The sequence below is a fragment of the Streptomyces sp. ADMS genome, from assembly GCF_033441795.1.
Taxonomy (GTDB): Bacteria; Actinomycetota; Actinomycetes; order Streptomycetales; family Streptomycetaceae; genus Streptomyces.
On record NZ_JAVFVX010000023.1, the window covers coordinates 1 to 16,480 of the forward strand.

Below are 16,480 nucleotides of genomic sequence, written 5' to 3' on the forward strand. Positions count from 1 at the left end.
CAGTTCCGCCCCTGCCCCGCACCCGACGGACCCGCCATCAGGGTCCGCGCCGACAACAACGGATCGGACGCGCCGGCGAAAGTCCCCGACGTGGTCCGGGGAGCGGGAGCGGGTGCTGTGGACGAGGGAGCGGAGGGGACGGGGGACGGGGACGGCGAGAACAGGGAGGGCTCGTCCGAGTCGGCCGGGCCGGACGCCGTCGGCTGCGGTTCGGCCGTCTCCGTCGCTGGGCGCGTGTCCGGGTCGGCGGGGTCCGTGGGGCCGACCGGGGTAGTCGGGATGGCCGGGACAGCCCGGGTCGGTTGCCGGCCGTCGCCCGGCCAACGGGCGGGCGTCGAGGCCAGGGAGCCGCGGATGGACCCTCCCTCACCGATGCCCGCCGCGCGGCGCGCGGCGTCCAGCGTGCCCGCCATGCCGGACAGCCCGCGCCACGCGTCCTCCTGGGCCCGGGCCTGGGTCTGCCGTTCCTGACGGGTGTCCCGCAGCGTCTGCTCTATCTCGCTCAGCCGGATCAGGTCGTCGTCGCGGAACCGCGTCCGGCGCGCCACCACCCTGGCCCTGCGCTGCTCCTCGCTGTGCGCCTCGGCGACGGCACGGTCGGTCTCCAGCCGGACCTGCTCCCGGCCCACCCGTGCGGTGTCCACCGCCGTACGAGCCGTGGGGAGCGCGGCCTGCGCGTCGCTCAGGGCCGCCGCGCGGCCCTCGTGCCGCCGCTGGAGGTCGAGCCACTGCCGGTGGGCGGTCGCGGCACGCTCCTGAGCCTCCCCCGGGCCCGACTGGGGACCGCTCTCCGTGGCCACCTGCTCGACGCTCTGCGCGTCGGCCTGCGCCTGCGTCCACACCAGCCGCGCCTGCCGCACCTGCTCCGCGGTCGGCAGCGCCTCCGCGTCCCGGACGGCCTGCTCGGCACGGGCCAGCTCCGCTTCGGCCTCCCGCACCGCGATGCCGGCCGTCTCCCGGGCGAGCCCGGCCTCCCGTACGACGGACTCATGGGCCGTCACCGCCGCCGTGTACTCGGCGGTGGCGTCCACCACCGCCTGCTCCGACCGGCGCAGGGCCCGCTCGGCCTCGCCCCGGTCCGTCAGGAGCTCCTGCTCGTCCATGACGGCCTGCCGCTCGGCCGCCACCGCCACCGTGTACGCGTCGGCCGTGGCACGCAGCGCCCGCGACGCGTCGGCGGTGGCCTCGGTGACGTCGGCCCCGGTGACGTCTGTCAGCGTGCCGTCGGCGGCGGACGGCCAGTGGCGCAGCCCGTCGTCGGTGCGCACCACCAGTTCGACCGGCTTCCCGGACAGGGTGGCGGTACGGGAGGCCGTGAAGAGGGCGCGGGCCAGCCGGGTCCCGCCGGGGTCGGCGCCGAGCGCCAGCCACAGCTGTGCCGAGGAGTCCTGTCCGTCGATGCCGTCCGCGAGCACCCGCGGAAGGTCGGTGACCGGGTGGCGCGTCCAGTCCCGCAGATCCTCCGCGTCCTGGTCGGCGAGCATCGCGGGCAGGTCGTAGACCCCGGCGTCGGGACGCGGTGGCGTGACGCCGAATCCGAGCACGTCCCGTTCCGCCAGTCGCACGGCCGCGGTCCCGGTGACGTACCGCGTGCCCTCCGGCCCCACCACCGTGACCACCGCGTCGACCAGCGTCTCGTAGCTGCGGGAGCCGCGCCGGTCCGCGGGCTGCGAGGCATGGCCGGTCCGCATACGGTCGTACCGGGTACCGGCCACACCGGTGTTGGAGGACACGGTGTGCGGCTGCTGGGCCGCCAGGGGGACGTTCACGCCCAGCAGTTGCAGATTGCCGGTCTCGAGGCTGTACGTGCCCTGCTGGGCCAGCGAGAAGGAACTGCCCGCCGAGGAGGAGGACAAGGCCGTACGGAAGTGCGTCCGGACCCGGTCCACGGCGACGTCACCGGTGTCCGTGACGGGCCGCGGGTTGTGCAACGACACCGACAGAGCGGGCGCCACTCCGGGGGTGTCCAGCGGCCAGCTGCCGGGCATCCGCGGCGTCAGGCCCGCCGCGGCGCGGGGCAGGTCCACGCTGATGTCACCGGCCTGGATCAGCTCACCGAGACGGGTGGCGGCCGCCTCCCCGGAGGCGTCAGCGGGCAGCCCCCAGGAGGAGGTCAGGTCCGGTGCGACGGTGTGCAGGGCCCGGGTCAGCTGGGGAAAGGCGTTGAAGTCCTGGACGGGGGTCGCCCAGGTCGGCACCAGCCGGGAGTTCGTCGGGAACGGCGGCGTGCCCTGGGCGCGCGCCTGCTGCGGTGACATCGCCAGTGGGTCCTGGGTGAGCAGCGCGGGTGGGCGAGGACCGTCGTGCTGCCGTGGCGCTACGGCCTCGGAACCGGCGAACCGCAGCGTCGCGGCGGCCGGCACCGTGACCGAGTTGGCCGGCCGGCCGCGCAGCAGGCGGCGGGCCCCGGCGATCAGCCGGTCCGCGACATCCCCGTTCAGGCCGGAGAAGGACAGCAGCCCGGCCTGGATGAGCCCGCCCGGGATGTTCGCGGGCCATTCGGCGATCAGCTGGGAGCGGACCGAGGCGGTGAAGGCGTAGTCGATGTCGTCGAAGTCGGCGGCGCTGTCGGTACGCGTCCACAGGCGGTCCTCAGCGGTGATGCCGGACTGCCTCGTGCGGGAGCGGACGTTGGTCAGCGCGACGGACGGGCCTTCGCGGTCCGTGCTGCCGGTGACGCCGGGACGCGGATACCGGGAGATCGGGTTGACCGCGCTCTGGTGCGTCCACGTGGTGGCGGCGGTGTTCGAGCTCGCCTGCGGGGTGTGCGACTGGACCTGCTCCAGACCGCTGCCCTTGCCCGCCGGGCGGCCACGTACGCCGCGCAGCGCCGGGGTCTGCATCAGGGGTTCCGCGCGGAGGGTCACCTCGACCAGTCGTGCACCGCCGTAGGCGACGTGCAGGAACTCGAACCGGGTGCCGTTCTCACCAAGGCCGGGCAGCGCGCGCAGCGCCGAGGGTTCGCTGTGGCGGGTGATCGCGGGTACCACACCGGAGAGATGGGAGGAGTGTCCCGGCCGGGTGGCGCCCGGCGCCTCGTTCTCGACCTGTTCGGTCAGCTCCTGACGGAGCCGGTCCCGGCGCTCGACGCGGCGGGTCGTGCTGTCCAGCTGGGTGATCGACAGGACGCTCGCGACGCCGAGTTGGCGGGTGCGGGCGAACCCGTCGGGAAGCGGGACGCTCAGCTCCGGCAGCGTCAGCGACAACACCTCCGCCAGGACCGGGAACCACCGCGCGTAACGGGCCAGCGCCGCCTCCGGCGCCAGGAACGTCACCGCGCGCGGCAGATCGATCGCCACCGTCACGGGGGCGTAGCCGCCCAGCCCGACGGTGTTCCCGGCCACATTGCGCAGGCCCCACTTGACCGTTATCAGCAGCGTGGCGTCCGTGCCGATCAGATGGTGGATTCCGTCCTGGACGGGGACGCGAGTGATCTTCGTGACGCTGCTCAGCGCACGGGTGTCGTCGGTGCGTCGGGAGTAGGTGTACCGGCCGCTCGGGTTGAACTGATGCACCAGGTCGGCAGAATCCGCCGGGGCCGTCTGCAGACCGGTGATCGCGAAGTTCCCCTGCCGGACCAGACCGACACCCCGCTGCTGACCGGCCGAGCCCGCCGACCCCACGTCCTGCTCGGAGTACATGTCTTCGGAGCCCAGGTGCCGGGGGTGGTGCAGATAGCCCTCGATCTCCACCGTCATGACCTGGTCCGCCGCCATGCCCGGCAGCGTCAGGCCCTCCACCACATGACGGCTCCCAAGGATCTGTGGCGCCCGGGAGAGAAGCTGAGCCGGCCGGATCCCGGCGTGCCGGGTCTCGGCCGCGAGCGTGCCCGGGTCGTTCTTCGCCGCGCCGGCCACGGCCACCGACGTCCACTTGTAGGACGCCGTCGCCCAGGTGTAGGGCAGGAGTGCCGCCCGTGCCAGGGGGGAGCCCACCAGGTTCGCCATGGTGGCGGCGCGGTTCAGGGCGCCGCCAAAACGGGCGGGGACGACACTCTTCGCCGCGGCGGCGGTCCGCTGCGCGGCACCGGTGATCAGGCCCGCGGCGCCGGTGGCCGCGCCGGAGAGACCGGCGGCGGTACGACGCACGGCCCGGGTCAGCGCACCGGGCTCCGGACGGCCGGGGTAGGTTCCCGCGACGATCTGGCCCAGGGCCTCCATAATTGCGGCGGTGCCGCGGAAGGTGTCCACGATCGCGAGGTCCGGCAGCCTGGTGATGTCGGGGAGCGGGCGGCCGTTCGCGTCCACCATGCCGAGGCGCGCGTGGTCGTCCATGGGCCCGCCGTCGGTGACCACCTGACGGATCACGTGCCCGCCGGGCCGCGGCCCGGCGGGCGCGAGGCTCCCGCTCGGGGGGCGGGTGCGGTAGTGCGGAACCAGCAGGGAGATGCTGCCGGGCACGGTGTGCGGCGCGGTGGACAGGTCGCGCAGCGGTACGGCCGTGTTCGCGCCGTCCTCGGCGTCCGTGTTGCCCCCCATGTCTTCCTCTGTGTCGTCCTCCGTGCCGAGGTCGGCGAAGCGGACGAGGGGCTGGTCGTCAGTGTCCTCGTACAGGTCCAGGGCGAGCCTGGCCGGCACCTGGAAGACCTCGCTGCCGTTCTTCGTCGACATGGCGAACTGTTCGAACCCGACCACACCGCCGACGGACACGGTGTCGGAGATCTGCCCGGAACCGGTGTAGTCGGGGCCTGTGCTCAGCGTTCCGGCGCCGTCCGCGAGCGGGACGTTGAACCCGCCGCCGGCCCCGAACGCACCGCCCAGCGCGGTACCGCGCTGCCGCCCGCCACCGGACTCGGCCGAGCTGAATCCGAGCTGATGGACGTCAGGCAGCCTCCGGGAGTGCTCGGCGGGCCGCGTGGTGTCACGCAGGGCGGACAACCGCAGCTGCACCCGGCGGGTGCCACTGACGGCGTTCGGCCGCTCGAACCAGACGGGGCGCCCGCCGTCCACCGCCTCCGGCATCGAGGTGGCCAGGCCGAACCGGGTGCGCAGCTTTCCCAGCTGCCGCAGATTGGCCAACTGCGCCCGGCGGAGCGGCTCGTCCAGCCGGATCGGGAAGGACGACTCCTGGTGCTCGGCCGGCGGCAGGAACCCTTCCTGCCGGAACCACGCCTTCGCCCGTTCGAGGAGCACATCGGCCCCCTCGACCTTCAAGGGCGTTTCGGAGTACCCGATGCTCTCCAGGTTCTCCAGATGCTCGGGCAGCTCCCGCACCTCGTCCGGACGGGGCCGGTGCCCCTCCTGTGTGCTCCGCTGGGCCATCTGCAGCCGCAGGCCGTCCTCCCACGGCCCGAACGTCCCGCTGATCTCACCGCCCCCGGCACGGTGCAGCGTCACGTCGTACGTGACCCGGCCGGGGGTGAGCAGAGTGCTGCTCGTCGTGGTGATGCCGTGCATCAGCATCGCGCCGCCCGAGGCGCTCAGCCCCTCGTTCACCTGCCAGTTCACACCCAGTTTGCCCAGGAGGTTGCCACCGAACGACGCCGTCGCGTTCGGGTGCGCCGGGGCGTGGTCGGTGGTGAACGCCGGCCCGCCGGTGCCCTCGGCCCCGAGTCCGCTGGTGAACTTCGCCGACTGCTCCGTGTTCGTGCCATGGGCGAGCCACGTGTCCAGCAGGAACTTGCCGTCGGGGCTCTTCGCCGTCGGCTGCCCCGGCTCTATGCGCGCCCTGAGCTCGAGCACGCCGATCGCGTTGCCGTCCGCGTCCATCAGCGTCGGCGAGTACACCCCGCCGCTGGTCTGGAGGTGCGGGGTGCCCCTCAGCATCTCCTCGGCCAGGAAGATCTCCAACTCCCGCGCCGAGCCCTCGTCCAGCTCGGCCAGCGAGCCGAAACCCGGGTCCGCGACGAGTTCGGTGAGCAGCCGGCGCGGCTGTCCCACGCTCTCCACGCCCCACAGCGGAATGCCATCCGGATCCGCGGGCTCGGGCAGGTCCGCCGGGTCGGTGCCGTCGTCGAAGGCGCGGTGTTCGGGGACCCACAACGTGACCGGACCGTGCGACCGCTCCGGCGACCAGTTGCCGGTGTGCTCGCGGGGGGTGTCCACCTGGACCTGCCACAGCCCGTCGAAGTCCATCGGATACGCCCGGTCCTGGGCCCGCTGCTTGCTCGTGATCACGAGCGACTCACCGACGGTGACGGACTGGACCAGCTGGTTGTGCGTCGTGGACACCGCGACCGTGACGTCTCCCCAGCGCACCGCCCCCGCACCGTTGGCCAGGCGGATCAAGGTCCACGGGAGGGAGCTGTTGCGGACATTCCCCCAGCCCTCGGTGGCGGAGGACGACTGGCTTCCCTTGGCGCGCTGCTCCACCTGGACGTCGGGGAACGCCACGGCATTATCGCCGTACTTCGTCGACGTCCTGCCGTTCCCGTGCGCCAGCCGTACGTCGACGGTCCGCTCCCGGCCCCCGTGCCGGATCGTGATCCGGTGACCTTGGCGGCTGCGCAGATACGGCCGGTTCTGTTCGACCTCCTCCGCGCTCAGGACATCGCGGAGCTGGGTCCGCAGGGAGGAAGCGCCGTCGCTGTCCGCCTCGACTCCGAGTGCGTCGATGACCTGCTCGTACAGCCCGTCGAGGACGGCGGCGGGGGTCGGCTCGTGCAGGACGAGGCCGACGTGGCCGTCGTGCTGGGAGCCGTAGGCCAGGGCGTACGCCGACAGCCGGCGGGACGCGGGCGGCGAGGTCTGCTGGGTCTGCGGTGCGGCGGTCAGCTCCTGCGCCTGACCCTGTGTTCCGCTCGGGCCCGCCTCGGTGGCCTGGGACACGTCGTCCTCCGGCTCCAGGGCGTCGGCGTCGATGTCGTCCCGCCCCAGCTCGGCGGGGTCGTCGGGCTGGCGGGACGCGGGCGGAGCAGCCGGCGCCGCGGGGCCGTCGGCGACCACCACGGACTGCTGGGGCAGGCCGCCCACCTGCGCCTGGTACAGCACGTGTTCCAGCGCGTTCGCGGTCAGCGAGCGGTCCCAGCCCTGTCCCTGGGCGTAGTCGCCCACGATCTGTTCCAGCGACCGCCAGGTCAGCGGCCCGGTGTCCGGGTTGCCCGGCGCGTTCATCCGCAGCGACTCCAGCGCACCGAAGCCCCGGACCAGGTTCTGGAACTCCGCGACCCGGCTGGGGTTGGTGTCGATGTCCAGTCCGTGGGTCTCCCGCAGGGCCCGCACCCACCGCAGGGCCCGGGTCGTCCTGCGTGCCGCGTCCGCGGGCAGTCGGGCCATGTCGGCGAGAGCGGTCAGCGCGGCGGCCTTCGGCTCGGGAGGAAGCTCGAACCACCGGAACGCCGGCCGATCCGGGTCATCGAACTTGATCACCCGCGGCGGCCACTGCCCCTCGGCCTTGCTCGACCCCTCCGTCGCGTCCGTGGCGAACACCGTCCGCCCCGTCTCGTTCGCCAGTTCCTGAGCAGCGGGGGCGTGCTCCAGCCGGTCCTGGCCCGCTTTCCGCATCGCCAGCTCACACCACAGCGCCCACACAGGCGCCTCCGGCGCCATTTGCTGCAGACTCTTGCGCCGCACGAGCATCCTGCCGATGTGCTTGGGCGCCACAACCTGGTTCGTGCCCGTGCTGCGCCTCGGCAGCACCGCGCGACCGTGGTTGCCGTGTCCGACGATGATGTAGGCACCGGCCAGGGATCTGGGCAAGGGCCTCAGTTCGCTTTCCCGGTTCTTGTCGACCCCCGGCAGCCCTTCGTACAGATCGGTGTAGTACTGCACCGCCGACAGGGGGCGAAGATCCGCCTCTCGGATCGCCATGTCCAGCTCGTTCAGGAACGCCCGCCCCGTCAGCTGCCGTCCGTCAGCCGTCGTCAGTGTGAACGAATGCACGTCGTCGTCCGGGAACGTGCTCCCGTCGAACGCCGTCACCACGGCCTGGGGATCGTCGGTGACAAGACCGGGGGGAGCCGGAATCCACGTCCCCACCGGTACCTTTCCGGGGCTGGAGTCCGCCAGCGCAATCACCGACCGGCCGTCGCCCAGCGGCTGCAACCGGAGGTCACCGTCGGTGAACCACGTCTGCGCCGCGGACCGGTCCGCCACCAGCCGCGCCAACGCCTCACCCGTGTCCTTCACCACCAGCAGCACCGGGACACCCGCGGGCCGCTCCGGGTCGTGCGCCACCAGCTCCGCGAACTCCTCCTCGTCCACCTCCACCGGATTCCCGTGGCCGTCGCGCACCCCCAGCAGGTCAGCGTCCACCCGTTCCGCCACGATCACATGGACCGGCCCGTCCCACGGCGCGTCCGACGGCACGATCCCCGACGAGGTCTCCGTGCCCACCTTGTCGGTGACCAGGTTCAGACCGGGGCGTCCCGTCCAGTTCCGCCCCATGAACCGGCCGTCGGAACCGGACAGTGCCGTCGGAGCCGCTACCGCTCCCACCACCTGCAGCTGATACGCCGCCACCGCCGCGAGGCTCCCGGCCCGGTCGCGCCGCGCCGCACTGGCCGCCACCGACAGCAGGGCGAAGTACTGCTGGGGAGTCACCGGAGAAGACGGGTCCAGGTGCAGCACCCGCCGCGCGATCCCCTCCAGATCGATCCCGCCGGAGCCGAAACGCCGATCACCCGTGCGCGCCGCGTCCAGCACCGCGAGCGAGTTCACCATCTGCGGGAACGTCGGCTGCGCGGCGGCGTTCGGCCCGAAAGCCGTGCCGAGGACGGCGGCCAGCTCGTTCCACTTCGCGGACGTCATACCGGCCGTGTCCGGAGGCGGCGCGGGAGCGTCCGTGACATCGCCGGCCGGGCGTACAGGGGGCGCGGGCGTGGGGGCGGGAGTGTGGGGCTGGGGCACATGGGTGCCCTCCGCCCCGTCCCACAGCGCCCGGAAACCCTCATACGCCTCGTTCTCCGCCTGGGTGGCGTCGACCGGGTTGACCGTCCCCGCGTCCGTCCCCGCGTCCGTCCCTACGTCCGTGACCGCGTCCGTGACCGCGTCCGTGACCGCGTCCGTTTTCTGCTGACCGGTGCCATACAACTGCCCCATCAGCGGGAACAGCTCCGGGAAGTGCCTGCGGACCCAGTCCGGTCCGCCGTTCTGCCGCCTCTCCCCTGTGTACGGGTCCTTCCCGTGGTTCACCCGGAAGTAGACGTTGGTGAGCTGGGCGAAGAACTCCAGCTCGTGCCGGCTCGAATAGTTGGCCCCGGTACGGCGCCCCTCACCGTCCATGCCGTACAACGGTCCATCGGGCCACAACGCGCCGTACTCGTCCAGAGTCGCCTGGTACACGTCATGGATGCGCTGCTGGTCCGCCTCGCTCAGCCCGTACTGGTGGATCGTGTGCGCGAACTCGTGATGGGTCGTGGAGTACCCGTCCGAGTAGGCGGGCCGGGCCCCCGGGACCGAGGTGAACTCGCCGAGGAGGTTCTCCTCCGTCACTCCCGCCGTGCGCCGGCCGACACCGCGCACCTCGTCCCACGACCGGCCGTCCGACCTGGTCCGCCCCGCCAGGTCACGGAACGGATCCAGCGAGGTCATCGCCTCACTCTTGGGCACCACGATCGCGCGAGCGCCCTCCTTCAGCAGCTTCGCCGTGACGACCGGGTCGTGCAGCATCTGCGCGATCTGCGTCTGCACCGCGCGCTTGGCCGACATCGGCTGGTCCACCCCGGGCGGTATCTGCACCATCAGCTGGGCCGCCGTCTTGGCGAACTCCTCGACAGGCAGCCTCTGGAGCGCGTCCACCAGGACCGGGTCGGACGCCAGCCGCTCACGCTCGGCAGACGACAACAGCGCCAGTTCCCGGGTCCGGTCCGCCTGGGACATGCCCGGCAGACGCGACGCCAACTGCCGGACCGGGTCGGCGGCCACCGCGTCGGAGGCGCGCAAAGCGTCGGCGAGAGTGGTGAGTTCGTCGTTCAGCCACCTCACGTCGTTCGGTACCGCGCCGAGGGCCAGCCACTTCGTCTGGTGCTGCGACCGGGCGTCGTCGTTCCGTGCGACCCCGTCCAGGAGCTCGCTGAGCCGGACCGTCAGAGTGGGGGCGGCTCCGGAGGGACGTGCGGCACGGTAGGCATCCCCGCGCAGGGCCTCCAGCCGGGCGGCCGGAAGCGCGTCGTCGACCGGGGCCTGCGACAGCCCCCACAGCAGGTCGAACAGGTCCCTCGCACGCTGCTGCTCATCGGTGGCCAGGGCCAGCGTGTACGCGGTGTCCGCCAGCGACCCGGTGGCGGAGGGGACGGTGAAGCCGTCGGTCTCGGTGGTGTCGGCAATGGCGTGTGGGGCGGTGCCGATGCTGATCTCCGTGCCCTGAACCACACCGGTCAGCGAGCGTCCATCCGCGCTCACGCGCAGGGCGTTCGGCGACACCCCGGGGAACCGCTGGGCGATGGCCCGGTTGACGACATCTGCGAACCGGCCGGCCTCTGCGGGGAGATGGAACTCCAGGGTGCCGAGGGGGCGCGGGTTCTCGAACTGCACCCTGCCCCGGACCCCGCCCGCGAGGACGACGGGGTGGCCGATCTCCCGCATGAGGGCGCTGAACCGGCGTCCAACGTCCAGCTTCACGTCATCGGCGAGCGGTGGAACGGGCGACGTCCCGAACGCCCCGTTCGGTTCGTACGCGGTCGAGGTGCCGGAGGAGAACCGGTACGCGTCGCCCGGATGAGCGGGGGGTGGCGCGGCGGCCGACTGGGGGAGGCTCGACGTCGGCGTACCACCCGTCGGGCCGGCCCCGAGACGCGGGCTGTCGTACTGGGCGACCAACGCGGACCAGGGCAGCCCCAGCTCGATCCCCTGCATGGACGCGATGTAGGACAGGACGACCGGCAGGGCTTGTGCCGGCTCCGGCCGCGGCTGGCCGGACTGCGTGTAGTACGCGCCTATCACGGTCCGCAAGCCGCTCCAGGTCAGCGGCTGCTGGTCACCCTGGGCCGACCGCCACTGGTCCAGCGCCCGGAAGCCGTGCAGCAGCGACTCGAACGCCGCCGTGTCGTTCTCCAGCATCGGCCCGTAGGCCAGGCGGACGGCTCGCACCCAGCGCAGCACATCCGCGCCACGGCTCCGATCGCCCGTGATCCGCTCCGCCAGCGCGTCCAGCTCCGCGGTCGTGGGCTCGGGACGGAACCCCGCCCACCAGTCGAACTCCCCCAGCTGGAAACGCGGTTCGCGGCCGGTCGCCGGGTCGGCGTCGGCGACAGCCGGTTCCTCGCCGCTGCGGGTGGCCCAGACCCACCGGGACCAGCTGTTGGACAGGAGCTGACCGGCGGAGGGCGCCTCCAGCGGATCGTGCGGCGGCTCGCCCGCGATGTCGGCGCCCATGACGACCACCGCCGTGTCCGCCGGCAGCGTGATCAGGTTGGCGTCGGCGGAGAAGAGGAAGTCGACGATCCCCTCGTAGTCAACGGCCTTGACGTCGGTCTGCGTGGCCAGTCCGGCGGCCGTGCCGTTGCCGCGGAGACCGACGAGATACGCCTTGTCGAACGGCAGCCGCTGTGCGGGGCTCTCCTCCACCACCGGCGCCCGGCCCGGGCCCTGCGGCCCGGCCGCCCGCCGCACCTGGGTGAACCCCTTCACCCCGGGCAGCAGCCCATAGGTGTTCTGGCGCCCGTCCTGCCAGTCCTCGGCAGGGCGGGAGGACACGCCCACCGGCTTCCCCTGTGGGTCGGTGTGTTTCACCGTCCACACCTGGTCCACCGGCACCGGCGTCCCGTCCAGCGCGATGATCTCGGCGTTCCAGACCAGCGCGGGGGGCGTGTGCGCGGGGTCGGCGAGTACGGAGAGGGCGCCGCGCGCGGTCTCGATGAGCTGCTGGACCCGCAGCTGCTGCTCCGGGGGCACGTTGGCCAGGTGGCTCGACACCGCGTCGAGGAGTTCCCGCAGACTCTGGTGTGCGGGATGGTCGGCGGGCATCGGGGTGCCCAGGGCGTAGGCGCCCAGCGCGCCCGCGATGGCTTGACCGCGGCGTGGAGTTACCAGATGGAGGGGCTTGCCGCCGGCCTGCGGCAGGCCGTTCCTCACCACTCGGTGCAGGAAGGGAGCGATCGCCTGCACCACCGGCTGACGCAGAATGCGCCCGATGGATTCGCGAAGGACACCCGAGGAGAGCGGCACCGACTGCGTCAGGGCTCGCTGGTAGGCGTCCCGGCTGACCGCGGAGAGCTCGGCGACGGCTCGCCGTATCTCCTCGGCGGTCATCATGCGAGTGCCGAACCCGTAGCTCCGCAGCTCCGCCAGGAGCAACGGAATCGCCAGTCGGCCGTCGTCGGTGTCCAGGTCCTGGTACTCCGCGTCCGCCATGCCGACCGACTCGTACTGACCGACGGTCTTCCCCTGGGAGGTGCGCCCGCTCAGTGTGGAGACCAGATGTTCGCGGGGGGTCGGCACGTCGCCGGCCGTGACGTCGAAGAACCCGTCAAAGATCGGAGGCCGGCGAAGCAACAGCCGGTACTGCTCCAGGACGTCTTTCAGTGCGGCCTGGTACGTCTCGGTGATCTGGGCGTACGCCGTGTCGAGGTACCTCCGGGAGGTACGAGGCCGCAGGGCCGGCAGGACGCGGCCGAACGGATCCCGGGACGCCACGGGCAGCAGATTCTTGGTCATCTGGTTGAAGACCATCGCGGCGCCGGGCCTCGCGGCAACATGGTTGAAGGCGAGCCATGTGTACCCCCAGACCTCGTCGACGTCCGGGATGACCGCGAGGAAGGGCAGCATCTCCTCCGGCACGCTCGGGTCGCCGATCCCGGCGCGCACGAACTCCGTGGCGATCCGCTGTCCGACGTGCCGCCCCGCCGCGAGCAGCGGCCCGAGTACGCGATCTTTCAACCGTTCCCCGGCCACGTCCTGGAGCGCCGTGAGACCCAGGACGGGGACACCCACGGTGGGCTGCGTGCCCGCTGGATGGTCCGCACCCGCGGGAGAGGGGAAGACCACGGCTTGTTCGCCGAGTTCGGTGGGCCGCCAGCCCTCGGCCTCCGTCAGGAGATCGGTGAGCCGGATCGGGGCCGAACGCTCGTCGGTGAGCCTCAGTTTGGCTCGGGTCCACTCCAACCGGGCCAGGCCCTCCTCCGGGGCCATCCGCCGCTCTCCGGGGAGCGCGGCCATGGGGTCGACCACGACCTCGGCAATGTAGTGCTCCTCGCTGACGGGCTCCGGCTGCCCCGGGGCCACCGGAGGCTTGGTCTCATGAAGCTTGTCCGTGACGGGGTCGCGCCAGTACTTCCCGCCGTCGAGGACGACCCTGAGACCTTGGCCGTGGGCCAGCGTCATGCCGGACTTGGCGTGGGACGCCGTCTCGAACTCCGTATGGGACCCCTTGATCAGAAGGCGGATCACATGCCGGTCCTCCACCTCCACGCCGACGGCGCCACCGCGTCCCCGAGCCGGCAGCCCGAGGCCATGCCGCAGTCGTGCGGCCAGTTGCACCCCCGACGGCGCGTGGGGCCCGTGCGCCAGCAGATGATCGGCGACCTGCCGCACCGCGTCCCGGTAGCCGCTGCCTGCGTGCCGGGAGTCCGCGAACAGCGGATCAAGGACGAGCGGAAGCACCAGGAAGGCAGCCTTGTCCCATGCCTGTTCGACGTCCTGCTCGGTCGGCGTCGTTCCCGTCCGGGCGGCCTGCGCCGCGCCCTTGAATTCCGCGTACGCGGACTGCCACATCCGCCGCGACGCGTTCGCCGCCGCTTCGTCGAGCAGTTCCGGCCAGGGGCCGGGCCGCACCATCAGGGCGCGCATCTGGTCGACCGGTTCCAACGCCCGTATCGGTAGCCGGCCTTCGCGAAGCGCGTCCTCGGCTTGCGGCCCGGAGAGCGGCCACATGCCCGCGGCCCGCAGTTCCTCCACGGTGACAACGCCGTCCAGATCGTCGCTCGACGAATCCGCCGGCACGTCCTCAGCCGTGATGTGCGAGGCGATCCACCGGCGTTGGGCGTCGTCGCGACGGATCACGGGCACCGCCGTCGCGCGCCCCCCCGGCCCCCGCATGAACGGGTCGACGCCCAGGTCCCGCAACCGAGCCAGGGCGCCGGCCAGTTGCCCGTACGCCTGGTCGACACGGGCCCGGGCCTCCGTGAGCGCGGAGGTGTCGGTACTGCTCCCGGTCCCGGACCTCACCCGACTGCTCAGTGTCTCCGCCAGGTGGACGGCATGGGTGTAGGCGCTCAGGGCGTTCGCCCAGTCCTCACCCGCCAGCTCGATGTCGGTCTCCGGAACGCTGTGCGGATCGCGGCTCAGCGCGCCGTCCAGGGCCCGCGCCTTGCCCTTGCCGGACGTGCCGTCCAGCGTCCGCTCGTCTCCGTGGGGCGTTGCGAGGTTCTCGTCCATCGACGCAGTGCGCGGCGCGACCGGCGTCACGTCGGACTCCGAATCCGAGTAGGCGACGGTCGAGGACTGCCGGTGAGGGACGAACCGGAGCAACGACTCCCCGCCGTCCACCCGGTGGGCCGCGCTGAGGGTGTCGTAGATCTCCTGGCCGAAGGCGTCCTGCGGAACCCACTCCAGGAGCGCCCCGTGCATGACGCCCATGCCGGAGGTCTTCATCTCCTCGATGAGCGCCTCGTACTGCTCCCTCGGTACGGAGGTGCCGTCGGGCCTGCTGATCCGGAAGATGTCGTGGTCGCCGGTGAGCGGCCTGCGGGTGCCGTCGCCGGTGACGGCGTGGACCACACCGTCGACCGTCCGGTACCGGCCCGCCCGGCTCAGCTCGTCCATCTGACCCCGCAGCGACCGGTACTCCTTCAGCCGCTGCTCATAGCGCGCCCGAACCGGGTCGTCGGTGGACACGCCCTCGGGCAGCCACGGTTCGAAGAAGCCGACCAGTCCTCGGTTCTCCTCCTGGGCGCCGAGGCGGACGTCCAGGGCGTTGATGGTCTTCGCCTTGATTTCCACGGGCTTCGGAAGGGCACCCAGGGTCAGCCACTTCACCGAGTCCACGTTGGTCGGCCGCACGTCGATGACCAGCTCGCGCTGGTCCGCGAACGCCTGGAACCGGAGCTGGTTGTCGCTCGGCATGCCCCAGCCCGACGTGGCCGACTCCTCGGGCACGTCCGCGGAGTGTGCCTCCGCCCGGGGCGCCTGGCGAACCTCGGCACGACGTCCGGGCCCCGGCCGCAGCCGCGGACCCGCCGGGGGGCCCGTCTCTCCGACGGGCTGCGATGCGGACGACGCCGGGGGAGCGTGCTGCTCGGATTCCGACGGCGCCGGCACGGGTCCGGAATCCGCCGACGCGTCCTGCGGCCGGGGGATCCCTGTGTCGCCCGTCGGGGGGATCGCCGGCATCCCGTCGGACTCGGTCCGCACTGATCGGTACGCCGGCACGTCTTCCCGCGACGGGGACGGAGAAGGTTCCGGGGTGTCGGACACGGCACGCGACCCCGTCGTGTGCCGTCCGGGCTCCTCGGGCGAGGGGGTACCGGTTTCGGGGGAGGACGGCAGCCCTGACTCGGCGGGGCCGTCGATCCCTCCGGTGATGGCCGGCGGCCGTTGCTGCTGTCCGGCGGCCTGCGGATCTCCGGGACGGGAAGCACCGACGGTCGTACCGGCAGACGTGGTGGCCGGCGGGGGGGCGGGTGGTACGGCGGGCGTCACGGCGGAGGTGACAGCAGGCGTCACGGCGGAGGTGACGGCGGGGGTCGGGAGCGGTGTCGGTGCGGCCGACTCGTCCGACCGGTCAGTGGTGTAGGAGCTCGCCGCCAGGTCCGCCGGTCCGCGCTCGGGCGTGGTGCCCGAGGCAGGGGCGGGGAGGTGAGCGCCCGCCTCGGGGCGGAGAGCGGCAGAGCCGGACGGGGCCGCGGCGGTGTCGGGCGACTCCAGCTGCGACTGCGACTGCGAATCCTGCTCCTGCTCCGCCATGAGGTCGTCCGCCTGGCCGGCTCGGTCGACGTCGGCCGTGGTCGGTTGCGCCTTCGCCGGCGCGGTGGTGTCCGGCGACCGGTGGTCGGTCGTGGTCTGCGGGCTGGTGCTCACGTCCGTGTCGAGTGCGGCATCCGGCACGGTCTGCTGGTGCACGGCGGACGGACCGGCCTCCACGTCCGACAACTCCTCCTCCGGAAGGACGAGGTCCTCGTCACCGGTGAGGAGGCTGTCGGGTTCCTGGTAGCCGGAGCCGGCCGCCGGGGTGTACGCCGGCATGGGGGCGTTGGAGCCCACGGTGGCGGGCAGTTGCGGCAGGGACTCGGCCGTCGGGTCGTATCCGGGGACCGTGGTCCGCGACGGGTTGAGCGTGGAGAAGACGGACTCGCCGCTCGGCGTTTCCGCCACCGGCAGAGCGCTCTCGTCGACGCCGGGCAGCGGGGTGCTGTCCTCCCCCTCGGCGTTCGAGGAGCCGTAGGAGTACGCCGGCTTGCCACCGGCACTCACCCCCGGTCCGGTCGCCCCGCCGGGGTACACGCCGGTGCCCCCGTTGGCCAACACGCCCTGCGGCCCGTACTCGTCGACGTCGTAGTCCGTGACGGACGAGACATCGCTGACGTCGCTGAAGTCGCTGGTGTCGCTGACATCGCTGACGTCGCTGACGTCGCTGACGTCGCTGACGTCGCTGACGTCGCTGACGT

At 72.4% G+C, this 16,480-nt stretch carries 1 protein-coding gene; it reads right to left on the reverse strand.

Annotated elements, in window-relative coordinates; translation table 11 throughout:
- The coding region (locus tag RB628_RS12935; RefSeq protein WP_318320570.1) for a lonely Cys domain-containing protein at positions 1-16,480 on the reverse strand (16,480 nt) is incomplete at both ends.